The organism is Faecalicatena sp. (assembly GCF_058819085.1).
The window spans coordinates 137,242-161,660 of sequence record NZ_JBZUUL010000025.1 but is presented as its reverse complement, the minus strand read 5'-3'; the positions used below and the strand labels follow the sequence as shown (position 1 = coordinate 161,660).

General features: G+C 44.7%; 18 protein-coding genes. 4 read left to right on the top strand and 14 right to left on the bottom strand.

Annotation, left to right across the window (positions count from 1 at the left end; all coding sequences use genetic code 11):
* Window positions 1–11: 11 nt before the first annotated feature.
* The 5 genes from AC4OGX_RS13240 to AC4OGX_RS13220 form a co-directional block, all read right to left on the bottom strand.
* Window positions 12–2,357, bottom strand: coding sequence for an ABC transporter permease (locus tag AC4OGX_RS13240; protein ID WP_493331047.1), 2,346 nt, complete (start codon window positions 2,355–2,357; stop codon window positions 12–14).
* A 101-nt stretch (window positions 2,358–2,458) separates the two neighbouring features.
* Complete coding sequence (locus AC4OGX_RS13235) at window positions 2,459–3,694, bottom strand: MFS transporter (RefSeq protein WP_493331079.1); 1,236 nt, start codon at window positions 3,692–3,694, stop codon at window positions 2,459–2,461.
* A 55-nt stretch (window positions 3,695–3,749) separates the two neighbouring features.
* Window positions 3,750–4,376, bottom strand: coding sequence for a TetR/AcrR family transcriptional regulator (locus tag AC4OGX_RS13230; protein ID WP_493331046.1), 627 nt, complete (start codon window positions 4,374–4,376; stop codon window positions 3,750–3,752).
* A gap of 235 nt (window positions 4,377–4,611) precedes the next feature.
* Entirely contained in the window at window positions 4,612–5,091 is a 480-nt protein-coding gene (gene tadA, locus AC4OGX_RS13225; protein ID WP_493331045.1) for a tRNA adenosine(34) deaminase TadA, read from the bottom strand.
* Between the two features lie 24 nt (window positions 5,092–5,115).
* Window positions 5,116–5,598, bottom strand: coding sequence for a hypothetical protein (locus AC4OGX_RS13220; protein ID WP_493331044.1), 483 nt, complete (start codon window positions 5,596–5,598; stop codon window positions 5,116–5,118).
* A gap of 155 nt (window positions 5,599–5,753) precedes the next feature.
* Here AC4OGX_RS13220 and AC4OGX_RS13215 point away from each other — a divergent pair, with 155 nt between their 5' ends.
* Both AC4OGX_RS13215 and AC4OGX_RS13210 read left to right on the top strand, forming a co-directional pair.
* The gene (locus AC4OGX_RS13215) at window positions 5,754–7,031 is read left to right on the top strand and encodes a hypothetical protein (protein WP_493331043.1); all 1,278 of its coding nucleotides are present in this window, start codon (window positions 5,754–5,756) and stop codon (window positions 7,029–7,031) included.
* Window positions 7,032–7,199: 168 nt separating this feature from the next.
* Window positions 7,200–7,496 carry a hypothetical protein gene (locus tag AC4OGX_RS13210; RefSeq protein ID WP_493331042.1) on the top strand — a complete coding sequence of 99 codons (297 nt, stop codon included), beginning with the start codon at window positions 7,200–7,202 and terminating at the stop codon, window positions 7,494–7,496.
* A gap of 89 nt (window positions 7,497–7,585) precedes the next feature.
* Here the strand turns inward: AC4OGX_RS13210 and AC4OGX_RS13205 are convergent, their stop codons facing one another.
* The 7 genes from AC4OGX_RS13205 to AC4OGX_RS13175 all read right to left on the bottom strand — a co-directional run bounded on the left by AC4OGX_RS13205 (window position 7,586) and on the right by AC4OGX_RS13175 (window position 17,779).
* Window positions 7,586–10,075, bottom strand: a complete 2,490-nt coding sequence (locus AC4OGX_RS13205; RefSeq protein ID WP_493331041.1) for a transglutaminase-like domain-containing protein — start codon at window positions 10,073–10,075, stop codon at window positions 7,586–7,588.
* Entirely contained in the window at window positions 10,065–10,823 is a 759-nt protein-coding gene (locus tag AC4OGX_RS13200; protein WP_493331040.1) for a copper homeostasis protein CutC, read from the bottom strand. Before AC4OGX_RS13200 ends, AC4OGX_RS13205 begins: the two co-directional genes overlap by 11 nt.
* Window positions 10,804–12,351 (bottom strand): leucyl aminopeptidase family protein, encoded by a 1,548-nt coding sequence (locus AC4OGX_RS13195; RefSeq protein ID WP_493331039.1) that lies wholly within the window; start codon window positions 12,349–12,351, stop codon window positions 10,804–10,806. Before AC4OGX_RS13195 ends, AC4OGX_RS13200 begins: the two co-directional genes overlap by 20 nt.
* 87 nt (window positions 12,352–12,438) lie before the next feature.
* Window positions 12,439–14,430: a beta-galactosidase trimerization domain-containing protein gene (locus AC4OGX_RS13190; protein ID WP_493331038.1), complete on the bottom strand. Its 1,992-nt coding sequence runs from the start codon at window positions 14,428–14,430 to the stop codon at window positions 12,439–12,441.
* A 16-nt stretch (window positions 14,431–14,446) separates the two neighbouring features.
* A complete protein-coding gene (locus AC4OGX_RS13185) occupies window positions 14,447–15,292 on the bottom strand; it encodes a carbohydrate ABC transporter permease (protein WP_493331037.1) in 846 nt (281 codons plus the stop codon).
* An 18-nt stretch (window positions 15,293–15,310) separates the two neighbouring features.
* Window positions 15,311–16,198, bottom strand: a complete 888-nt coding sequence (locus tag AC4OGX_RS13180; RefSeq protein ID WP_493331036.1) for a carbohydrate ABC transporter permease — start codon at window positions 16,196–16,198, stop codon at window positions 15,311–15,313.
* Window positions 16,199–16,450: 252 nt separating this feature from the next.
* Window positions 16,451–17,779: an ABC transporter substrate-binding protein gene (locus AC4OGX_RS13175; protein ID WP_493331035.1), complete on the bottom strand. Its 1,329-nt coding sequence runs from the start codon at window positions 17,777–17,779 to the stop codon at window positions 16,451–16,453.
* A 194-nt stretch (window positions 17,780–17,973) separates the two neighbouring features.
* Here AC4OGX_RS13175 and AC4OGX_RS13170 point away from each other — a divergent pair, with 194 nt between their 5' ends.
* Both AC4OGX_RS13170 and AC4OGX_RS13165 read left to right on the top strand, forming a co-directional pair.
* Window positions 17,974–19,695: a sensor histidine kinase gene (locus AC4OGX_RS13170; protein ID WP_493331034.1), complete on the top strand. Its 1,722-nt coding sequence runs from the start codon at window positions 17,974–17,976 to the stop codon at window positions 19,693–19,695.
* Window positions 19,667–21,187, top strand: coding sequence for a response regulator (locus AC4OGX_RS13165; RefSeq protein WP_493331033.1), 1,521 nt, complete (start codon window positions 19,667–19,669; stop codon window positions 21,185–21,187). Before AC4OGX_RS13170 ends, AC4OGX_RS13165 begins: the two co-directional genes overlap by 29 nt.
* Window positions 21,188–21,218: 31 nt before the next feature.
* Here the strand turns inward: AC4OGX_RS13165 and AC4OGX_RS13160 are convergent, their stop codons facing one another.
* On the bottom strand, window positions 21,219–22,628 hold the full coding sequence (locus AC4OGX_RS13160) for a deoxyguanosinetriphosphate triphosphohydrolase (RefSeq protein ID WP_493331032.1): 1,410 nt from the start codon (window positions 22,626–22,628) through the stop codon (window positions 21,219–21,221).
* A 205-nt stretch (window positions 22,629–22,833) separates the two neighbouring features.
* Window positions 22,834–24,168: a hypothetical protein gene (locus AC4OGX_RS13155; protein WP_493331031.1), complete on the bottom strand. Its 1,335-nt coding sequence runs from the start codon at window positions 24,166–24,168 to the stop codon at window positions 22,834–22,836.
* Window positions 24,169–24,419: the final 251 nt, after the last annotated feature.

Below are 24,419 nucleotides of genomic sequence, written 5' to 3'. Positions count from 1 at the left end.
CGATTCCTCCTTTATTCAGCGATTAACATGATGTTAATTTTTTTAATAGATACGCTAACAATATAGACACTTATACTCACCACTAACACCAATGAAAAAGGAATGATCAGATAGTTAATAAGAGGATTCGTGACAAAGGTTAGTTTTGATACGCCTGATAATAATAGGCTGGCGACTTGTGTTCCAAGTACATTTGTTAGTACCACTCCAACAATAAGACCAATGAGCAGGGTAAATAATGCCCGTACAATATATTGTCGCTGCAATGTTTTTGTGGAAATACCGATACTCTTCATAATCGCAAAATTCTTCGCTTCTTTCGCAAGAATCATTTTAAAGAACATTGAAGTAATCAAAATGGATATAAATAAGGAAAGGGCAAATGATACTACACTAAGGCTGGCGACTTGTTCAATGATTCCGCCTAATGTCTGCTTAATATAGCTATCCATATCAGTCACCTTAATATGTCTAAATGTTTGTTCAAGTTCCGTTTTTACTTCATTTATTTGAGAAGCATCTTTAACATTGAAATTGTAAGTAGTCCATAATACATCATCGCTTTCAAGCATTCCTTTCGCAGTTTTACCACCGTTGGTTACATCTTGATAAATGCCGCTTACCGTAAGTTTTTCTTCTGTTCCTTCCAAAATGATGGTAACGGTATCTCCTACACTTGCATTAAATTCATCTGCATTCATACTGGATAGAGCAATCTCTTCCGCGTTTTGTGGTGCCCGCCCATGAGTATAATGAAGTGGAAATACATCATAATCTTTTGAACTCTCAATTTTAATAGTGCTTATCTCATTATCAGCATTTTTCATCTGATAAGCACTTGTTTCGTAAGAAGCAGCTTTTTCAATCGCATTATTGTTTAAACTTTCATTTGTTAAGTATCTAAACACATCTTCAGATTCCTTCTTATATTTATCCATTTGATGAATATCGATTCGTAAATCACTTTCTCCGGCACCCATATAAGAAATAAAACTAGAATCTTGAATCGTTTGTAAAAAGTTGAAAGGAACGCTCATCATAAACAAACTAATAGCAAAGACCAGCATTAACAATATATACGTTTTTATCTGTGTTAGCACTTCTCGAATACTGATAAAGATCGTGTGATTCCCTATCCAGTGTTTCTTGCCACTTAATTGCATTCTATGTGCAATTTTACGGTTTCCTGATGTTTCTCCAACTTGTAACGCTTGATAAGCTGAAATCTTTTTAAAGCGTCTAAACACAAGCCTGCAAAATAAATAAACGAAAAAGAATACGAGCAGCGAACCCAGCAGCGGCAGAAAATAGCTGATCAGAGTTTTAGGAGCCAGGCCCATGTAAAGGGACATGGATTTGGTAAATACATTGGTAACTGCCAGAGAAGCAAGATACCCTCCAATACAGGCAGCAGAAGCAATCACAATGTATTTTGTAAGATACAGCTTTCGTATATTTTTGTTGCTAATACCGGTAGCTTTCATAATTCCGATTTCCCGATAATCTTCTTCCATAGCAGTAAGGATAGTAAATCGCAAACATAAAGAAGCAATGAGCAATAGCAGTAAACTAATAAGAATTATAATAGCGATAACAACGCCATCTGTTAATGCGTTTAATACTTGGTATAAAGATTTCGTAAGTGCCGTCCCGCTTTGCGGAAGATCAGAAGCTTCGTACTGCTTTTCAAATTCTGAAATCGAGCTGTCATCATTCAATTCAAACTCGATTAGATTTTCTTGATTACTAAGCTTCGTTTCTAATTCATTCCAATCATTATCACTTACCAGAAACCGCTTCGAGGTAACAATCGAGGGGTTCATCTGTGCATCACGTATAAATGAAATAATCGTATAGGTCTTTTTGAAATCACCTATTTGTACCTGCACCTTAGATCCTAACTCTAAGTTATAAAGTTGTTGATGATAAACAGGAATACCTATCTCACCATCCTGAACACTGGCAATTTCATTTCTTGTATCTAATAAGAAATCAAATGCTTCATTTTGTTTCACAAAACTATTTTCAATAATACTATTCACTTCCGATTCACCATTTCCTTGGAGGAATAGATGTTCGCCATCAATATTTAACATGGTTACGGTTTGCTGGTTTTTCACAAGTTCGTTATTTTCACTAAAGGTGTTGATTTCATCTTGTGAGAAATCACCGGCATACATCTGTACATAGCTGGGTACTTTTGCTTTTTCAAATAAATGGTCTAAAGAACCTGTTAATTCAGTTACAATCGTCAATGCACTGGATAATAGCATTGAGGATAGTAAAATAAATGTAAAGAGGGTAAAAACAATGACTTTATTCTTCTTAAAATCTTTTTTTAGTAATCGTTGTATCATTTATTATCTCCTTTAATTTTAGTACGCAAAGCGTATGTCAAATTCAAAAGGATATGCGTACTGATCCTTTTGAATCTATTCATCTTTTATCCAACAATTTACTAGATGTCCTTTTCATTTCGATACAATGCTTTGCTTAAAATCGATAATAATATGGTAGCAGCAAACGTAATAATGATTGGGATATATGCACGGTTTTCAAAAGTTTCAAAGCCGATCCCATACAAAATTTGACCAATAGGAGCAACACATTGTGCAGTCGCCATAATAATGGACATTACTTTTCCCAGGTTCTTTGATGGTGTAACCTTTTGTATTTTACTTATCGCAAAGATAGATACAATGGATAAGCACGCAGAAAGCGGAACTCCACCAAGTACAAATAAAGCAAATGCCGGAAATGTTCCATGTTGCAATAATAGGGGAATAGTCGACATTCCCATCGGAATTAATAGAATTGCAACAAATAAAATCCAAAGGTAGAAATTAGATACCCTTATTTTTTTTGAAACGGCTCCTATAAGGAGAGCACCTAGAATTGTTGCAAATTCCATAATTCCAATACCAATTCCATATAGACCAGTATTTAAGTTCATTGTTACTCTTAAAATATATGGTACTCCAACGATAAAGAGTGGAGTAAGAGCAAAATTTAGCCCTACACTTAGCAACATAGTTTTACGAATGAAACTATGAGTTAATGTATAATGGAATCCTTCTTTCAAATCACCTGCTAAAACTTTAATAATATTACCTGAATATTCTGTTTTGTTTTGCGGTACTAAAATACGTGTTTCTAATAATGCGGTTAAGAAGAATAAAACTGTTATGATAATGAGAATATGATTCATTCCGATTAAGCCATAAAGTAAACCTCCTAAAACAGGAGCAACAATCCCAGATAGAGATTGAACACCTTGCAAAATACCATTTGCTGATTCTAATTTATCACTTGCTGAAATACCGGGGATGATCGCTGTCACAACAGGAGTATCCATTGCGCCGACAAAACCAAATAGGATCATTGCAATTGCGATAACAAAAATAGATGTCTGATTGAATAAAAATGCTATTAGAAGTAATAAACTAAGTAAACCATTCGTTAAATCTAAACCAACCATAATTGATTTACGATTAAATCTATCAGCCAATGCTCCCGCAATTGGTGAGAATAAAACCGGCAGACTTGATACTGCAAATAATGTTGCGTAAATATCCGCCCGCCCTGTAATATCTAAAACATACAGAGATAGTGCAAAACGAAGTAGTGACGTCCCAAAAACGGAGACAGCCTGACCCGTCACTAATTTAATAAAGTTGAATGTTGTTTGATATATCGATGCTTGTGTCGCTTCTATAATAAACTCCTCCTATACCATATCGGTAATTTCTTTACATATTTTGAAACAATCGTTTTACTTGTTCTTTGCTATTTTTTGATTCATCAATTCTTAATACTTGAAAAATAGTATTCAGGACAACCTCCATATTTACATCGATCTTTGCATCTGAAATACTGCTAAGGTCATATATTGTCTGCATACCTGCCACAAGAAATTGAATATCCTCAAGCGGACTGGCAGATGAAAAATCCTGTCTTCTATTTCCTTCAATAATCATTTCTGCGTAGATGGGACATAGAACTTCCAATGTTCTTTGTAATGCTCTTTGTTTCATCAACGCATTGTTTGGTTCATTCAAGCTTTCAATTATTACTTTTTTTTCATCACTTTCTGATTTTTTAAAAAGGGAAGTAATTAGTTTTTCAATTGGTGTTAATTTTTCATTGTTAAGTACTTCTTTCGCATATTTCAATTCAGTGTCAACGATTCTCATAATAACTGCGTCCATTACTTCTTCTTTTGATTCGAAATAGTAATAGAATGTTCCTTTAGCAATTCCAACTTCTTTTAAAATGGCATTTACAGTTGTTACTTCATAGCCTCTTATAGTAAATAGCTGTTCTGCACAATCTAAAATTGCATTTCTTTTTGTATCAAAATCTTTTGTATGTGACATTAGCTTCTCCTTTCTCGACCGTTGGTCTATAAATACATATTACTAGACCGACGGTCGAATGTCAACAAAAATTTATATATTATTTTAAAAAGGAAGTATACAAAAAAGGTGTAAACTCATTTTACAAAGTTTACACCTTTACATTTCTTCCAAATCTCTGATAACTACTGGAGTTCCGCTTGGGATTTCTTTCCTTTAAATTTAAGATCTTATACTCCTAACGGTACTTTATTAATTACTCGTTCCTTTTTTTCATCTTCTGCTTTGCACGCAGCTCTTTAAAAAACTGCTTCATCATCGAACTGCACTCTTCCTCAAGTACGCCCGTTGTAAGCTCTGCCTGATGATTAAACTCCTTCATTTCCAGCAGATTCAAGATGGACCCCGCGCATCCCGCCTTCGGATTCATACATCCGACCACCACACGCTTGATCCTGGCCTGGATGATCGCACCGGAGCACATCTGGCACGGCTCCAGCGTCACATACATCGTACAGTCCTCCAGGCGCCAGTCGTTCATCTTCTTACTTGCTTTCTTGATCGCGAGCAGCTCTGCGTGCGCCAATGTGTTCTTATCTATCGTCCGTCTGTTATAACCTCTCCCGATGATCTTATCCTGGTAGACGATCACACAGCCAATGGGCACTTCCTCCAGGGCATAGGCCTTTTTCGCCTGCCTGATCGCCTCTTTCATATACTTTTCATCTGCTGTCATACTCTTCTCCTGCATTTTTAAACCCTAGTCTCCAAACGTATTCATTTCCCCCTGATCGACGGAAATCTCAAACTCAATCTGTGTATCCTTTTCGGCAACAAGTTTCATCCTGTTATGGCCCTTTTTCACACGAAATGTCTCCGAATATTTCTGTTCTGCCTTGGAGTCTGCCGTATATTCTTTTAAAATCGTCACTGTATCGTCGGGATCGATCAATACCAGCTTTGCTTTCCCGGATGAAACGGTAATCTGGCTCTCAATTTTTACATCCAGATCCTTTGGTGCATCAAACTCCCAGATCTCTCCCATACCTTCCATTGTCTGAGCTGAACCTGTGAGATGATTTTCACTCACTGACTGCCTGGACATTACCAGATTGTACGAATTATAATCCTTTACGATCATCTCATCGCTATTGTATATCTTAGTCCCTCTGTTCATAACACATCCCGGGATAAGTAAAACTGTGCAGCATATCACCGCCAAAAGCTGAATCTTCTTTTTCATTCCCCTCACGCCTCCTTAATAAATCAAAACTCCCTTACGCCCATACAGGTAATATAATTTTATCACATCCTTCCATAATTTTCACTGATATTGTTCTTTTTTCTGTTACCCGTGAATAAGTTAGATTGAATAAAAGACAAGACCAGAGGTGCATCATGAATCCCGGTATCTGTTACTTATATGAATACAAAAACGATCAAAAGCTTAGGAATGTAGGCTTCATGAAGGTCACACCGCACTATCATTCCTGCATTCTGCAGATCAATGCACGGGGAATTCCCGTAAAAAATGGAGAATCCGTTTCGCTGCTTGCTTTTTATGAAAATGGATCTGAAAGCATTGCGAAACCGATCCAGACAATTACCTGTGGAGAAAAGACGATCTATGCCAGACTTTCCCTGACTGACTCGGAATATCCGGGAGGGAAAATACTGGAAGATCTGAGCGGCTTTTTACTTCAGACAGAGGACGGACAATACTATGCAGCGTTTTCTGATAACCTTCCGTTTGATACCAGAAAGGTGAAGATATGGGAGGAGACGCCGAAAGACCCTGTACAGACCGAAACCTACGAGGCTGAACCTGGGATCGAGACTAAACCTAACGCTGAGGCTGAACCTGGTGCCAAGACTGAACCTAAGGCTGGGGCTGAAACCAGGCTCGAGGCCGAATCCAGTAAAGAAGTCCCACCTGTTATGAATGAACCCCCGCTTGTTATGAATGAGGAATCCATTCCTGAGACAGAATCTTCTTTAGACATATCTCCCGTTATGGAGGCGGAATCCGTGGAAGTGTTTCCCTGCATCTTGGAAGAACCAGATAAACTGGAAAAGACGCAGGATCTCGAAGAAATCACGGAGAATGTGGGGGAGCTTTCTATGGAGGAAACCGAAGCATTAGACAAAACCGGGGAGCCAGAAGCCCCCGCCCGGTCAGCTGTGCCCGAGCCTATGCTTACTGACTCTGTGCGTATGTCTAATGACTCCGTGCACATATCCACTGACTCCGAACCTCTGTCCGCCGAACCGGTGCGCATGTCTGCTGACTCCGAACCTCTGTCTGCTGAACCTGTACACATGTCTGCTGACTCCGGGGCCGGACAGGGTGAGCATGGTGAAACACAGCGGCCCAGTGAGACAGTCCGTAAGATCCAGCGCTCCGAGCTTTCCGTACTTCCGCGGAAATCCTGGAATCTGGCAAATAACAGCTTTCTCATGCATGGGTATCATAATTACAATCATCTGCTGCTTGTGGAGGAGGACGGACATTTCTGGCTGGGAGTGCCAGGAGTCTATGCACCGCGTGAGGCAAGGGCTGCAGAGCTTTTCGGCTTTCCTCAGTTCACACAATCCTACATAAGCCAGCTAAAGCTTGAAGAGGATGAGAGGGACGAGAACGAAAGATTTGGGTATTGGTGCCGGTATATACATTGATCCCCGCCAAAACTTCACAGCCAAAGTAAGACTTCACATCAATATGTGCAGTCTTACTTTTATTCTGCCTGTTTCATACATGAGAGTGATTTTCCAGATCTTGTTGAGTTTTTCTATCTCAGAGGTTATAATTACCCTATACCAAGATAATGGGCAGGAGGAAATACAATGAAGATTTATGATTCAGTAAAAAAGGAAGAGGTTGAGATCTCCGGTACGAAGGATCTGATCAAATTAATGGAAGACGGCGGCCGCCAGGTAGACCTGTATCTGAAAGAAAAGAAGACAGACGCAGACGGATACCTCACATGGGATGTCGAGCATTGGTCAAGTATCGATAAGAGACGTTTCATCCGCTGCTATTCCCTGGAAGGAAGAGTCTTAAGCGAATCAACCGGACATAATATCTATGACTTGGAGAATGATTTCAAACCGGAAGAGGCTGCAAAGATCGAACTCAGCTGATTAAAAAAAAGTGCTCTCAAGGCCAAAAAGCCTTTTGAGCACCTTTTTATTTTTACACTCTTATAAGCTAGCAGCCCTTTTCACCTGATCTACAGTATCCCGGCATCCAGGATCTTCAAGATCATATCAGCTGTTCCTACATTATAGCCACTGGCTGCATATACACAGTTTGCCTCCCTGTCTGTGACCAGGATCAGAGGGATACTCTCAGGATCTACATAAAACCTTCTCCCCAGGACAGATACCCTCTCTTCTACGCAGTCACGCAGTACCTTTACCCCATTCAGCATCTGAAGTGTCCGATGCAGTGTTGCCTGCTTCAAGGCCCCGGCATCGTTTACAAGGAAGAGGATATCCGCTTCCCCCAGGTTAAACTCCTCCGCTCTCTCGCAGAGTTCGTTCAAGATATGTTCTGTCGGCTCCTGCCCTTCTGACAGCCAGATGACCAGATTCGGCTTTCCTTTCAGGGCCTCTGTGATCTGGACTTTTTCACCCGCAAGCTCTTCTACCTCAAAAGGGGGCATCGGAACACACTCCAGCATCTGACTAAGCTCAGCCTCTTCTAATTTCAGTTCCACAGAAACCCGGCCGGCAAAAGTGACTTCTACTTCTGTGATACGTCCAAGGATATTCCCGTTGGGCAGCCTGTTTGCAGTCACGATCTCATAGACACCTGCCGGAATCAAAACCTTGATGCATTCCTTCGTCTTACACTCTGCTTCCGCATCACTTAAGTCTAAAAGCTTTCTCTCCCCAGGATATTTTCTGACCACAGACCAGTTCTGGAAATACACAAAGCCCTCAGATTTTTCAGGATAAACGATAAGCTCTCCTACTGCTTCCGGCTCCAGAACCTGGTGAAAGCTTCCTTCGGCATAATACTCCATGGCACCGTCCACCGTATTCAGCCGTGCAGGAATCCCCAATGTCCTGCATATGGCTACAAACAGCATTTCCCGGGACTGCCTGCTGCCCACTCTGTACTTAAGACACGCCTCGGGCAGGGTCAGAAGGGCTTCGTACTCCTCCTGTGCGCATTCCCGGATCTCCTGATTGATGAACTCCCAGATTTTCCCTGGGTCAGCACTGAAAGCTTCCTTCTGTTCCGGGGTAAGAAGCTCTTCGATCGCCCCTCTGAAATCCGTCAGCATCTCTAAATAAATCCTCGGAGACAGAAGATATTTGACAAAGATATCCTCCGGGAATCTCCCCTGATACTGCATGGCATGTTCCAAATGAGCCTCCAGCACCTCTGCTTTCAAGTCCAGCAGATCCTTTTTCGTCAGTGTATCAAGCAGCTGCTTTCTGTAAGCTGCATTTTTAGTGCCGTTTTGGAAAGCCTCCACTTCTGCCTCATTTCCGGTTCCGGTTTTCTTTAACCGGAGTGCGGTCCTTACTGCCAGCTTCTCCTTCTGTCTTATTTTCTGCTCCTCTGTCACATAACCGCTGTGGATGATGGCATCCTGCGGGGCAAAACACTCGAAGGAATCCCACTTTTCACGATTTCCACACTCCTTAGCATCCGAAAGAATGAGAGTTACTTCTCTGCTCTCTCTGACATCCAAAAGCTCCAGACAGGAGGTCTCCCCGTGCTCTGCACAGATCCTTACACTTCCCAGCCCCAGCTCTATCTCAGCCGTTCCATCCTCCTTCGTTTGCATCACTGCGATCGGGAAGAACTCTGAGTAATTCAAGACCTCGATCGTGACCTTTGCATCTTTTACAGGATTTCTGCCAGAATCCAATACACAGATCCTGACCCGTTTTGTGTTTGCATAAGTTCCGATCTCATTGATCTCCGTTGTCATACCCTGTGTGGAGACGACATTTTCTTCCTCCACTGCATTTCCTGCCAGCGTAAGGCTTCCATACCATCTGGAATGAATCAGCATAGCACGGGATGATGCGTGTAAAAACCAGCCCTTATCCAGAACCTCCTCCGGCTCGCATGCCCCCAGGAAATGCCATTCCCCGTCACACCATGCCTCCACCCAGGCATGATTGTCGTCACAGTGAGACCATCTCGGTGCATAGACCTGTCTCGCAGGGATCCCCATGCTGCGCAGCACGCTCACGGTAAACGTGGACTCCTCCCCGCATCTTCCATGGGCACTTCGGTACACGGTCATCGGAGACGCAGTCCTGTCATCAGAAGCTCGGTAAGATGCTTCCTGGGCACACCAGTAGTTCAATTTTAGAACCGCCTCGGCCATATTTTCTGCTTCCTCCGCTTCTGTTACCACCTTTTTATAGAAGAAACTCCGGCATACACTGATGTCCTCCGTGTTGATCCTGTGATACACCACATACTGACAGAAGATCTCCTCGCTCACCCTCCCCTTAAATGGTCCGTTCTTCCAAAGAAATGCACCATGGGAAGCGTAATCTAAAAATGTCTCAAAGGGATAGTTCACTGCATCGGAAAGCGGCATATTTCCGTAAAGGTAACGTAGTAATATCTGCTCATCCGGTAGGCAGGCATTGATCTTTTCTTCTATTTCATGAAAAAGGCCCGGGGCCGTACTGCTTCTTTTTCTATATATATCGTCTATTTTCGCTGTAAAATTCTCAGAAAACATATGGACTCCTCTCAAGCACTTCTGCTGCTTTTCGTATTTCATCTTCATCGGTGCGCCAGATACTGAATTCACTGATTCCCGGCAGTCCCATAGGAACGCCCTCACGCCGGAAATCCATTGCACTGTCCAGCACCTTCTTCCCGCTCATATGGAATTGATCCAGACCAGTCACGCGGCATAATTCCTCCAGATTCCCCGAATTCACGCCTGCACCTGCCAGAATGTGAAGCCGGCCCGCTGCTGCCTTTTTCAGTTCTTTCAGCAGATCTGCCCCTGCAAGGCAGCTGTCCTTCTGGCCGGACGTGAGGATCGTGTGTACCCCTAATGCCACACACTCCTCCAGCGCCCGCATTGGATCGCTGCACACATCAAATGCGCGGTGCAGCGTGATCTGCATCCCGCCGGCCTCCCGGATCAATTCTCCCATCTGTTCCATATTCAGGGAACCGTCCGGGCGGAGTATCCCGATCACAACGCCATCCGCGCCAAGCTCACGAAACTGCCTGACTTCCTCCCGAATGATCGCAAACTCTGCATCCGTATAACAGAAATCCCCAAATCTGGGGCGGATCAGCACATGGATCTTGATATCCACTGCCGCCTTAACCGCACGGAATAAAGCCGGAGTCGGCGTCGTTCCGCCTATGATGAGGTTCCCACACAATTCCAGCCGTTTCGCGCCGCCCCTCTGGGCCGCTATGGCTGATTCCACCGAATCCACACAAACTTCAAGCATATAATCCTTCATTTTCTCCTCCTCTGCACAGCTCGTACAACGTTGTCACACCTGCACCAGTCGCCCCCTTACTCTGAAACTTCCAGATAGGCTGGTCTACCCAGGCCGTTCCTGCAATATCCATGTGAAGCCACGGTTTTCCCTCCACAAAACGCCGGATGAACAGTCCCGCAGTGATGGTTCCGCAGTAGTCCGGTCCCAGATTCTTTAGGTCAGCCGCCTGGCTTTTCAGCATTTCCTCATGCTCCTCATAATATGGGATCCTGGCGTACTGTTCCTTCGAAATATCTGCTGCCGCTTCAAACCGGGCATATAATTCCTCATTGTCACTGAGCACCCCTCCAATGGAAAATCCAAACAGACTTACAACAGCCCCCGTCAGCGTGGCGATATCCACCACCTTGTCAACGCCCTCGCATTCCACTGCATAAGCGGCCGCATCTCCCAGGATCAGACGCCCTTCTGCATCCGTATTACAGATCTCCACACGTGTTTTATTATACATCGTAATGACATCTCCGGGAAGATAGCTGTCCGGCGAGATCCGGTTCTCACAGATAGGGATGACTCCTGTCACATTGACTTTTGCCTGATCTGCCGCCAGCGCGTAAATACATCCTGCCACTGCAGCACCGCCTGCCATATCTCCGCGTATCCCTGCCATAGAGCCGGATGATTTCAAACAGTAACCGCCCGTATCACAGGTAACGCCCTTTCCGATCAGACCGATCGTCTCCGGCTCTCCGGCTTCGTTTGAGCTGTCCTTTTTCCCCTGTGCGTCCCGGGCTTCTGCTTCTTCCTTAGCCGCTTTCGCTCCGCGGTATCTCAGCACCGCCATACACGGTGCAAATGCACTGCCGCCTCCCACTGTCAAAAGACCGCCCATCTCCAGCTCTTCAAGCTGCTTTCTGTCCAATATCCCGACCTCCACATTCAAGCCTTCCATCTGGCGGCGGATCGCCTCTGCAAAATCCGCCGGACGCAGAAGATTTCCGGGATAGTTTACCATATCCCTGGCAAACAGGATTCCCTGAGCCATATGCACTCCCCGGTCAAACACCGTCTTTAACTTTTCCTTCGTCATCCCTGTCAGCTGTTCGATCTCCCCGGTCAGGGTGATGTCTGCCTCATACCGTTCTTCCAAATTGGACGAAAGTCTGTCTGCTTTCCCTTTTTTCTCCCCTAAAAACCGCGGTGGTTCGTATCCCCCCAGGCAAAGCCCCTGGATAAAATAAGGAAAGTTCTCCTCTGTCAGAAATCCTCCCAGTCCGTTTACATCCACATAAAAGCGGGTGATCTTATGTTCCCGCATAAAGGCGGTACCGCATGCTGCGGCTTCCATTACTTCTCTTTTTGACAGGGGCTCTTCGCCAAGCCCCACACAGCATTCCTGTTTTCCCTCAGAAGACAGGCGGGGAAGGGTCTGCAGATATTCCCCCCGGAATACGCCCCCTTCCCCGTCATACAGCTTATCTGCTGCTGCCTTTGTGAAGAACAGGATGCCCGTTTTTAAGTCTGTCCCGGCTGCAATCCTGATCATACTGTTCCTCCTTGTATCTTCTTTATGTCCTTCCTGTCCGGACTCATATTTTAACTCATATCTAACCCCTTAAGCTTCTTGGGGCTTCTATTTTATCTCGATCATCTCATGTCCCTGGATCAATGGTATCTGGAACCTGATATAACTGCCATCCCTGGTAAATTCTATCTCTTCCCCGCGGATGACATTTTTAACACTTTTTACTTCCCTGTCTCCTGTGTAAATACAGAATTCCGTGTTGTAAAGCGGGATCACGTCCTCTAGCGTGTAGATATCTTCGGAACGCTTCTCTGTGATATAATGCAGGATATGCAGGATGTCACGGTCTTCCTTCTCCTGGTGGTTAAGTGCCGCCAGAATCGTGGATGGTCCATTATGTGAAACCAGTTTATCCTCCAATAGGATCTCCAGTGCATCCTTAACCATGGCCTTGCACCAGGCAGCTGCATTTTTGCGGTAGCAGTGGAAGACCGGATGTGAAAAATAAACCGCACCCTGATATATTGTCGCCTCTGGATATCCAATTTTACCTGAGGATGGAGCATGCTGGTGGGAACAGAATTTTTCACCGGCCCTGTCAAAATAAGGCTCGATCTTGTCCATGAGCACCTCTGCTCCATCTGTTTCTACATCCAGACCTCGCAGGTACATTACAAATTCTTCTTTTGGAAGGTTCTTTCCTATTTTTTCATTCGGCATGACAAACTCGCGGTAGTATGGAGATTCCTGTTTATATCTGACTCCATAGATGCTCTTGGAACCATCCTTTTTCAGACAGGATTCGTAGGATCCGATCACCTTTCCGCCCTGTGCCAGATAATCCTCCAGAAGCTTGTAAAGCTTATCGTTTCCATAGATGCAGTCCGGCAGGATCAGGACCTTATATGCTGAAAAATCCATATCTGTGTCAATAATATCGAACTGATAACACAGCTCCTGAAGCATACGGACGGTACCGATCAGAGACGGTGAAATACTCAGGTCATAGGAATCCTCCGGGTAAAACTCTTCTGGATTCAATACAGCGATCTCTGTCTTTGCTTTCGCATCATAGCAGTACGGCTCTTTTTCCTTTACGCTTGCATAGACACTTCCGATCAGGTCATATGCGCCCCTGGAGAGTTTTCCGGATGGATGGAGCTGGTCTCCGATGGAGCAGCCTGCCCCCATCGCCAGCATGCTGAAGCACTCCAGTTCCAGAGCTGCTTTATTTTTCAGGGAATGGAAATCTCCCCAGTATGTATGGAACTTTCCTGTCATTCCGATCATTTCTTTCCCCAGCATACGCGCATAACGGCTCGTTGCCGGAAAATGGTCGTATCCCCAGCCGCCGCTTGGGAGAGATTCTAACTCCAGATGGCTGTAATCTTTAAAGCTGTTCTTGTAAGCCGGTCCGATGTGGGAGCTGTTATAGAAAACAGTCGCATCCGGAGCCATTTCGTGAATGAATGCAGTGATCTCTTCTTTGAATTCATCCAGCATCCGGCTTGCATAGCGGAGTCTTTCCGCCTTATCTTCCACATCCATGCCCAGTTCTTTCATCTTTGCAACACAATTCGGACATTTGCAGTCCACATGGAACAGGATATCAATAAAGATACCGTCCACGTTTTCAGGACCCGTCACCTCGATCAAATCCTCCAGATGCTCTTTAAAAAACTGGCGGTAACCGCTGTTTAAGCAGATCGTGTTGTAAAAATGCGGTGCCGGGACATGCTGTGTATCAATATACTCTCCATTTTCATCCAGAGACAGCCATTCCGGGTGCTCTCTCATGATCCGTCCGTCCCACTGTGCCGTTGTATAGATCGGTACACGGATGCCTCTCTTATGGCACGCCTCGATCTGCTCCAGAAGAAGGTTTCTGTTTTTCAGATTCGGATGGATCAGTTCCGGGAACTTCCTGGATGGATAATAAAGCCAGCCATGGTGGCAGCGTCCAAAACAGGTGATGGAATTGACATTTGCTTTTTCCAGGGTATCCCCAAATTCTTCCATGGAGAAATCCTCCCCGACTGACGGGATGAACTCACTCGTATGGAAATCAAGGTGAACCTGGCGGTATGATATTGATGACATATAAATTCTCCTTTTTCTATTCTTTTACTGCGCCTGCTGCCAGACCGCCTTCTACCTTCTCCTGGAAGAGCAGGTAAATCACGAGCGGTACTGCAACTGTAATTACGATCGCAGCCATCAGCGGACCATAGTCACTTCCGCGCTCACCGTTGAAGTTCAGAAGTCCTAATGCGATCGGCTTTAAGTTCTTGTCGTTGATAAACAAAAGTGGGAACAGGATGTTGTTCCATGCACTTAAAAAGTTGAAGATCGAAATCGTTGAAATCGCCGGTACGCAGAGCGGCAGCATAACTTTTCTATAAATCTGGAAGTAAGTCGCACCGTCGATCAGTGCCGCTTCCTCCAGAGAATGATTCACTCCCCGCATAAAGTTGCTCATAACCATGATACTGAACGGGAGGCTGAATGCAACATAGATCAGCACCAGGGCCGGGATATTATTTTTCAGGTTCAGGGTACCGATGATATAGGAGACCGGAACCAGTACGGTATGCATAGGAACCATCATTCCCAGCATGAAGAATAACATCAGGAATTTGTTACCCTTGAACTGGAACCTGGACAGTACATACGCCGCCATGGACGAAACGATTGCAAGAACAATAACCGTTGCCCCTGCCTGGATAATACTGTTGATGAAGTATCTGCTCATATTGGCAGCCTGCCATGCCTCTGTATAGTTGCCCCACTGGAACACAGCCGGAAGGTCGAATGGCTTGGCAAAAATCTCTGTCTTTGTCTTTACGGATGAAAGAAGAGTAAATATCATCGGCATTGCAAACATAAATGCCATTACGAGCAAAAATGCATATTTTGCTATGATCCCTCCGGGATTCTGTTTTACTTTTGCTTTTTTATTCATAGTACTCACCTTTCCTCCTTACTGGTCATTCTTCTTGCTTGTCAGTTTATTGCTGAGCATGGTTCCTGCAAGACAGATTACCATGATGATGATACCGATCGCACTACCAAGTCCATAATGGCTGTATTTAAATGCCTCGTTGTACATCAACGTCGTCGGCAGGTTCGTCAGACCATTCGGCCCGCCGCCTGTCATCGCAAATACGAGGTCAAACACCTTCACAGATCCGATGATATCCATCAGGATACACATTGCGATCGTTGGCTTGAGCATCGGAACAGTGATCTGGAAAAAGCACTGCAGCTTATTGGCTCCGTCGATCGCAGCCGCCTCGTACACATCTTCGGAAATCGTTGTTAAGCCAGCCAGCAGGATGACCATATAGTATCCTACACCGGCCCAGATGTTAACAAATACGATCGTATTCATCGCCGTGCCCGGATTGACAAGCCAAGCCTGTGCAGCTCCGCCCAGTCCCAGCACCTTTAAGAAGGAATTGAACACTCCTGTCGGCATGAATACGAAATACCACATCAAACCTACAGCTGTCAGCGGGAATACAGTCGGCACGAAGAACAATGCCTTGAAGATACGGTATCCTCTGCACTTCGTATTGATCACCGCCGCCATAACCAGAGCGATCGGTGTATGGAACAGCACACTGAACACTACCATTTTGAACATATTCTTCAGCGAAAGAATAAAGTCCGGGTTTTGGAAAGCACTCACATAATTTTTAATTCCCACAAACTCAAGAGCTGAACCCCCGATTCCATTCCACTCCATAAAAGAAAAAAATACGGCGCCGATCAACGGCAGGATCTGGAACAGAATATAAATCAATAAAGCCGGGAGCACAAACAACGCGAGCGTAAGACGCATTTTACTATTTTTAATCTTAATCATATTTTCTTCTCTCCTGATTGCTTATGTAACTTAGACTCGGTCTTTTCGAGTCTTAGTTACAAAGTACATCCTGTCGACTTAGGCTCGGTCTTTTTCGAGCCTTAGTGACATGGATGTTTCCATCTGCTTATGTAACTTAGGCTCGGTCTTTTCGAGTCTTAGTTACAAAGTACATCCTGTCGACTTAGGCTCGGTCTTTTTCGAGCCTTAGTTACAAAGCTGCCGGAGACGCATCCCCGGCAGCTTGTTTTTTTATTTTGCGTTATCTATTTCTGCCTGAATCTCTTTTGCTGCATCTTCTGCGGATGTACCTGTGAACATGCTCACGATGGAGTTTCTTGTTCTGTCCTGCATAGATGTCAGTGGATCGAAGTCGAATACGTCAACACCGATACCTGTAGATGTTCCACCAAGCTCCATATTGTCAATGAACAATGGTTCACACTTACTCTCGTCAAGATCAATATCTGTTCTTGGGATCAGGAATGCGCATTCCTCTGCAAATCTCTTTGCTGCATCTTTATTTGTCAGCATTTTTACAAGCTCGATCGTCAGGTCTAACTCTTCCCCTTCCAGTTTTCCACTGATCATGTATGGGCTGAGTGTCTGCATGTCTTCATTCTTGAATTCCGGTTTCTCTTCGAAATATGGGAATTTTGCTACTTTAATGCTGTCTTTTACAGGTGTTTCTGCCGGATCTGTGAAGGTACTGATATTCCATGGTCCTGTGATGACCATAGCTGCCTCACCATTCTGGAACTGGCTCATTGCAATGTTATCCTGGATTCCTGCTGCGCTTTCATCAAATGCGCCTGCATCGATCAGGTCTTTTACATACTGCAGAGTCTCAACAACTTCCGGATCTGTCCACTTCATATCGCGGCTTCCTAATTTCTTAGCTGCCTCTGTTCCTGCCCATTTGTAGAAGATCTGGTCATGCAGATGTCCTGCCATGTATGTTGTCTGTGCTCCCATTGCGATCGGAGTAACACCAGAAGCTTTCAGTTTCTTCACTGCGTCTAACAGTTCTTTCCATGTCTCCGGGAATTTATCAACTCCTGCTTTCTTGAACAGATCTTCATTATAGTAAACACCGATCAGTCCTGATTCCATCGGAACTGCGTATGTTCCCTCATGTCCCGGAACCTGATAGTAGGAAAGTGCACCCTCTGTAAAGCCGCCGCCCCATTCAGGATCCTCATCCAGGTATGGCTGCACATTCAGAAGCAGTCCGTTGTCGATGTACTCACCTAAGTTAGCAACGCCCTGAATACGGAAAATATTTGCCATGTTTCCAGATGCGATATCTGTTGAAAGAATGTTGTTAAATGCGGACTCATCACTCTGGGAATCGTCGATAATCGTTACGTCGGGATGTTTCTCCTTGAATTCATCCAGAATATCATTGTAGATTCCTACCTGCGGAGATGTTCCTGCCATTCTTGTAAGAAGGCGGATCGTGATCTTCCCATCTTTTCCATCCTCTTTCCCACTCTTGTCTTTTGAGGAGCCGCATCCTGCGAGCAGCCCTGCACACATCAGTCCAGCAAGACCAAGCGCGATCAATCTTTTTGCTTTCATAATTTTTCCTCCTTTTTTTCTATCTGTTACATTTGCTAAACACAATATACCTTAAAATCTCCAGATACTAAATGGTCATTTTCTAGATTTTTTGGAGATTTCCTAAATAAGTTTCCATGTCCGGTTCCTCCTGCATGGACTTTTTATATAGATTCATATAGAATAAATATGACATTACAAAGGAGGCCTCTGACATGAAAAATTCAAATACAACCCCTTCCATCCGTTCCAAAATCTTCCGCAGTATGACCTTGGTCGCATCCTGTCTGATGTTACTGTTAACGGTTGCTACCTCTTTTATGTACTACAATCATTTTGTCAAGAGCACCTCTGATTCCTCACTGGCGCAGCTTGACTATATCGCCGGACAGCTGGATTACTATATGGACTCTGTTTCCAACTACTCTCTGGCACTTATGACTGACGATACCATTCAAAACGGACTAAAGAAATATAAAAATACACCGGAAACCTTTTCTGCCATGGATAAGATGCTCATGAAGGACAGTATCAATCATACCATACAGTCCACCCCGTTTATCCACTCCGTTGCTTTTTATTCGGGAGAGCGAAAGCTTGTTGCCACAACGGAATATTATCCTGTTTATGATATGGCAGATGTCCCCTCTTCCAAGGACGGAGTATGGTTTCTGCAGCTTAAGAACTCGAACCTGAAAAAAAGTACAACACTTTACACCCTGTCCATGATACAGCCGGTATACAGTATTGCAACAGGAGGTCTGCTGGGATATATCGAGATCTCGATCCCGGAAAGTACGATCTCTGATATTTATGTGGATAATACAGACGAAAACCGCCATATCTATATTACAGATCAGGACGGAGTCGTAAAGAGCACAGATGGCAGCCTGATGTTAGAATCTAAATACGCAGGATTTACCACGAGTACACGGAAGTTTTCGGCAAGGGATATCACCTTTACCAGATGCCTGCCCAGGCTTGACTGGTATATTATCAACAGCATTTCCTTTGCCACCTTTTTCCGGCCGCTGATGCACGTGCTGCTGTTAAGTGTCCTTGCTGTTATTTTCTGTGTGGGCATCTGCTTCCTCATATCCAGAAAACTGTCCGGGACGATCACCTCCCCGCTTTACAGGCTGATCGACCACACACAGAAGATCAAGCAGGGAGACTGGACCACCATCGACGACATTCCCTGTGATGACCGGGATATCGCGCTGCTCTTCTCAGAGTTTAATGCCATGATCCAGGCTCAGGAGCAGCTAAAGGATAATCTCATTGAGACGACAAAGCTTAAGAACAAGATTTCCCTGGACCTGATCCAGCAGCAGGTAAATCCTCACTTCCTATATAATACGCTGGACAATATCTGCTCCCTGGCTGAACTGGATGAAAAACAGACACTCATCGATATTGTCATGAGTCTTTCTACCTTTTACAGAGTGGGCTTAAGCAGCGGAAAATTTCATGTCACGGTAAGAGACGAACTGGAGATCACTACCGCATATCTGCATATCATGCAGATCCGGTATTTCCATAAATTTGATTATACGATCGAGTGCCCGGAGGAATTAAAGAAATATTCCTGTATTAAGCTTCTCTTACAGCCCATCGTGGAAAATAGTATTTACCACGGGATCAAGGAGATGGAGTCCAAAGGGCTTTTGGAGATCAAGATCAGCGAAGAGAATGATAATATCCTGATCGTTGTGCAGGATAACGGAGTCGGCTTTACGCAGGAGGCATATCAAAAAATCTGGGAATGCAGTGACCATTTCGGTGTCAAAAATATCCACCAGAGGATACAGCTTTACTACGGCGAGGACTATGGGCTTGCCATGGTGAACCGGCCTGACGGTGGATGCAGGACCACTATTACCATACCAAAAAAGGAGGCTATCAGCCATGCAGACAACACTATTGATCGCAGATGATGAATATTTTATAAGGCAGCGTCTGAAAAGGATCATCCCCTGGAAGGAGCTGAATCTAAAACTGGCCGGGGAGGCAGAAAACGGAGTAGAGGTATTGAACCACTTAAACGAACAGCATATTGATATCGTACTGTTGGATATCCGTATGCCCAAAATGCTGGGGACGGAGACAGCCCAGCATATCCGGCAGAATTTTCCCGAGACTCAGGTCATCATCCTGTCCGGCTACAATGAATTCGAGTATGCGCGGGCTGCCCTGCAGACCGGTGTCAGCGACTACCTGCTCAAGCCTGTGGATGCATCTTCCCTGCACGCCTCTCTGGAGAAATGTATCGAAAAGATCACGCAGCGCCAAAAGACAACGGCCAAGCTTCTCTCCTTTGACCGCCATATGCGCAGCAACGCACTGGTGGATGTACGGGAGGGGAAGCTAAGCCCGGCAGAATTATGTATGCAGTACCCCGATTTTGAGCAGTATAAATACTCCGCCTACATAGGCATCTATACCATGGAGGATACCCCTTCGGGTGCACTCGGTCTGGCCGAGCAGATCCGCAGCAGACTGAACCTGTTCTGTGAACATTTTCAGGAGTCCGGGCACATTTATGTGATACAGCTTTTCTTCTGCACAGGTTCGGATATCAGCCATCTGGGAAGTCTTTTGACCGAGTTCGTGGGGGCTTATGACTCTTATATCTTCCTCACAGCCAACCATGTATTTTCGCTTGATGAGGACTGGGGCATTTATTACCGCCGGATCATCTCCAGCCTGAACCAGCGGTATTTTCACCCGCACTCTGAGCTGTTTATGGAATTCAAGCATAAAGAGCAGGGAAACGAAAAGCTTGACCTTTTGAAGCTCCGCCAGACCGTTATGGAGTATCTGAATCTGGGAGATACTAAAAACTTTGAAAGCTTCATTGAAAAATCCTTTGATACCATCGTTCAGAAGAAAAATATTGATCTCCTGTTTTCGTTTCTCAATGAACTGTTCATCACCTTTCAGATCCATTATAAGATTCCTGCCAGCCTGGACTTAAGTATCTCTGATTTTATCTCCGTGATGATCGAGGAAGAATATTCCTGCGAGAAGCTTAAGGATACTGTGCTGCATTATGGAAATCAGTGCATGCAGTTCAAGAAGACACCGCCCTCCGATGTCAGCTACTGCAAAAAGATCACGGCCTATATCGATGAAAATTATATGAATCCCGAGTTGACGGTCTCTGCTATTGCGGAGCATTTTCAATTAAATGCTTCTTATCTGGGCACTATTTTTAAGAATGTGAGGGACCAGTCCATCCTTCAATATATCACAAAGGTAAGGATGGAAGCGGCAAAAAAGCTGCTTGCAGCCGGGGATCATCTCGTATCCGAGGTTGCAGCAGCTATTGGTTATTCAGATGTCTTCTATTTTAGTAAATGCTTTAAGAAAAACTTCGGATGCTCCCCAAAAGAATTCATCCGCATCTGTGAATCTGAAAAGGAATAATATGAATTTGGGATCAGATTATAGCCCTGCTCTATACCAGGCCGTTCATCTCCTGGTACAGTCGCTTGGCAAAGCTGTCTGTCATGCCGCATACATAGTCCGTTACCAGAAGCAGGCGGAGATATAACTTCTCCGCTTCGCTCTTTCCTTCTGCCTGAAGCTTATAGGCATTTTTATAATTCTCGGAAATGAAGGAAACTACCCTGCTGTCGATGGAGTTCATTCTCGCTTCCGTATCATAATATAATACGGCATGGACAAGCTTATCCATCAGAAAATCCAGGATTACAGCCTCTGTCACCTCCATCTTATAAATAGCCGTTGAAGAAAAAACATATCGGTACGCCATATCCCCCAGTAAATCCATGAGTTTCTCACCAAAAGTCCCATAAAAAATATCCTGCTTAAACGTTCCGTCCATGATACTTTCATAATTCGATGTAAACCCAAAAGTTGCACAGTCGATCAGATATCCCTGCACACGCACGATCCAATTCTTTACCGCATAGGATTCTGGATTCCCAGCCTGTTTGGCTTTTCCTCTCTCATATAAAGCCTGCAGCTTTTCGAGAGCATTAAAATTGGAATCCGGGCACTTATCCTGCAGGGATTCTAATTCTTTTTCCAGATCATGATAGGAGAGGAAGCCTTTTACGAATGCATCCTCGATATCGGCTGTCTTATAAGCCAGATCATCCGCGGCTTCCAGGATATAGGTCAGCGGATGCCTGTTTGGGCCGGCCCCTGTATAAGCAGTGATCTCTTCAAATATACTTTGGTCTGCATAATAGTATCCCATCTTTTTATCCTTGATATTTCCTGTGCTTTTGTCGATCCCTGTGGATGCCACAGGGTACTTCACAATCGTATTGAGCAGAGCATAGGTCAGATTCATTCCGTTCTCATCTACCAGGTAATGCAGCTTAGTCACAAGACGCAGTGCCTGCGCATTTCCCTCAAAATTATAAAAATCCTCCCTCATCTGTGCATTGAGCATCTCTTCAACAGGTCTGCCGAAAAATTGAAGCCCCGGCAGATGTCTTGTAAACCATTCCCGGATCGCGTCCTCACCAAAATGACCGAATGGAGGATTCCCGATATCGTGGATCAACCCTGCACATTGAAGGATATGGCAGATATCCTCCTTCATCTGCAGGGTGAACCCGGAGTCCTTTTTATAGGTCAATATATTCTTGCCGATGTTCTGTCCCAGAGATTTCCCAAACGAAGATACCTCCAGGGAATGGGTCAGCCGGGTGCGGATAAAATCACTTTTATCCAGGGGGAAGACCTGCGTTTTATCCTGAAGACGCCTGAAAGAAGCACTCCCTATGATCCTATGGTAATCTTTTTCAAATTCACTTCTTAGATCCGATGATCTTCCTTTTTTAACTGCCCCTGCACGCATCCTCTGTGTGGAGAGCAATGTATTCCATTCCATAACTATTTTCACCTCCTGGTATAAAGCTCCTATATTCAAATACGCTCCGGCGTATTTTTACCACCTATGGGGTTTAAGTTTTATCTCTGTTAAGAGAAATATCGGCCAGATGATGATGGTGTATCTCCGTCTGACCGATATCTTATCCGTTTATTTATTCTTCTAAACTGTACTTTTGATACATTCAAAAATTATGAGTCTGCGATCAATCCAGATAGATCGGGGGCTCGTAGTCCTTACCCAGAAGAGCCTTTTTTCTCTCCTGATATCCGAGAAACGCCCATTCCGTCATATCTGTCCACTTGTGTAATTTACGGTCGTACACCTGTACATAACCGATCCTGTTTGGATGCATACGCACACTGTTGGACTGGAACTCACGTCCTGTGTATGGATTGATCTCACCCTGTTCTCTGTCTTCTTCCACATCATCGTACTTGATGACCGGTTCAAAATCATCCGGATCCGGTAACGGCTCTGTTCTGCGGGGCTCTTCTCTGACCGGAACTGTCTCGGTAAATGAGGTCCTGACCATTGCCTCCCCGATCGGCTCTTCACTAACCGATTCCTCTCTGACTGGTTCCTCCCTCACGGGTTCTGTCTTCACAGCCGTCTCCCTGGCTGATTTTGTATTGAGTCCTATCTTGCGCAGGAACATGCCTCCTGTGCGGAAGCGCTCCTTCTTAGGCTTGATCTGTTCAACCGGTTTTTCCAGCTCTTCCTTGATCGATTCCACCGACTCCCCGGCTTCTACGCTCTTTTCCAGCTCCGTCAGTCCCTCGTGGATATCATAGAGCTCTCCGATCGTCATATCCACTTCCTCGGCATCCTCCGGGATCAATTCAAGCTCTTCTTCGTCTGCATCCGGATAGGAGGCTTCGCTGCCGTATTCCTCTGTAAGATCTTCTTCATATTCTTCCGTATAAGGCTGTTCGTCTTCATAGGATGTCACTGTCTTATATGTGTCCGCAGTCTGGGCTGCCTCCTGTGGCTGTTCGGCTGTCTCTACTTCCTGTACAGCATCCGGCTGCACTGGAACTGTCCCGACTGGCGCTGACTCGTTTACATCCTCCAGCTGAGACTCTATCTGATCAGCATCGTCCTTTCTTCCCCCTGTTATGGCCTGGATCGCCGCATCTTCAAACAGGCTCATCTGATAAGGCTCTGCCTCTTTCGTCTTTTCCGATTCCTTCACTCTGGGCTGCTCTTTAACTGTATGGGCTTTGCGGACTGTCTGCTCCCTGCGCTGGCGCTTTTCTGACTTCTGTGCACGATCTGCCAGGATGGCCTGCACGGCTCCCGCAGAATCTGCCTGAACCTCGTTTGTCAAAATACTCAGATGAAACGGACATCCGAGAATATCCGCGATCATGCGCATATCCTGTTCCTGAAAATTGTCTCTGCCCAGACGCTGTGTCAGATTCTGCCTGGACATCTTCTTACCTGTACGCTGCTCTATGATCTCTGCCAGTTCCTTAATAGTCATGCCTTTGCGGCCCAAAATGATTTTGACTTGTTCTCCAAATGTAAGATCTTCCATGGTTCTTTGTGCTCCTCCTTATCTTAATCCACCTTATACTCCTGTCAATAGAAACAATATAATTGCTTCATAAACCTATTTTTTTCCCTTCCTCCATTTTAACAAATCCCCTGAAACACGTCAACGACAATTAAAAAAGAATACCCGGGATAAAACCTGGGTATTCCTGGATTCATCAATATTCTCATTCTCACAAAGATAAAATTAACAGACATTTTCATTCAGCATATTCATAAGCTCCACCGGATCAT

Excerpts from the sequence above, each read along its gene's own strand:
- AC4OGX_RS13210 (WP_493331042.1), top strand. The coding sequence starts at position 7,200 with ATGAAGATTTATGATTCAGTAAAAAAGGAAGAGGTTGAGATCTCCGGT.
- AC4OGX_RS13165 (WP_493331033.1), top strand. The coding sequence starts at position 19,667 with ATGCAGACAACACTATTGATCGCAGATGATGAATATTTTATAAGGCAG.
- AC4OGX_RS13190 (WP_493331038.1), bottom strand. The coding sequence starts at position 14,430 with ATGTCATCAATATCATACCGCCAGGTTCACCTTGATTTCCATACGAGT.
- AC4OGX_RS13205 (WP_493331041.1), bottom strand. The coding sequence starts at position 10,075 with ATGTTTTCTGAGAATTTTACAGCGAAAATAGACGATATATATAGAAAA.
- AC4OGX_RS13180 (WP_493331036.1), bottom strand. The coding sequence starts at position 16,198 with ATGATTAAGATTAAAAATAGTAAAATGCGTCTTACGCTCGCGTTGTTT.
- AC4OGX_RS13215 (WP_493331043.1), top strand. The coding sequence starts at position 5,754 with ATGAATCCCGGTATCTGTTACTTATATGAATACAAAAACGATCAAAAG.
- AC4OGX_RS13220 (WP_493331044.1), bottom strand. The coding sequence starts at position 5,598 with ATGAAAAAGAAGATTCAGCTTTTGGCGGTGATATGCTGCACAGTTTTA.
- AC4OGX_RS13230 (WP_493331046.1), bottom strand. The coding sequence starts at position 4,376 with ATGTCACATACAAAAGATTTTGATACAAAAAGAAATGCAATTTTAGAT.
- AC4OGX_RS13160 (WP_493331032.1), bottom strand. The coding sequence starts at position 22,628 with ATGGAATGGAATACATTGCTCTCCACACAGAGGATGCGTGCAGGGGCA.
- AC4OGX_RS13195 (WP_493331039.1), bottom strand. The coding sequence starts at position 12,351 with ATGATCAGGATTGCAGCCGGGACAGACTTAAAAACGGGCATCCTGTTC.
- tadA (WP_493331045.1), bottom strand. The coding sequence starts at position 5,091 with ATGACAGCAGATGAAAAGTATATGAAAGAGGCGATCAGGCAGGCGAAA.
- AC4OGX_RS13240 (WP_493331047.1), bottom strand. The coding sequence starts at position 2,357 with ATGATACAACGATTACTAAAAAAAGATTTTAAGAAGAATAAAGTCATT.
- AC4OGX_RS13175 (WP_493331035.1), bottom strand. The coding sequence starts at position 17,779 with ATGAAAGCAAAAAGATTGATCGCGCTTGGTCTTGCTGGACTGATGTGT.
- AC4OGX_RS13170 (WP_493331034.1), top strand. The coding sequence starts at position 17,974 with ATGAAAAATTCAAATACAACCCCTTCCATCCGTTCCAAAATCTTCCGC.
- AC4OGX_RS13155 (WP_493331031.1), bottom strand. The coding sequence starts at position 24,168 with ATGGAAGATCTTACATTTGGAGAACAAGTCAAAATCATTTTGGGCCGC.
- AC4OGX_RS13200 (WP_493331040.1), bottom strand. The coding sequence starts at position 10,823 with ATGAAGGATTATATGCTTGAAGTTTGTGTGGATTCGGTGGAATCAGCC.
- AC4OGX_RS13185 (WP_493331037.1), bottom strand. The coding sequence starts at position 15,292 with ATGAATAAAAAAGCAAAAGTAAAACAGAATCCCGGAGGGATCATAGCA.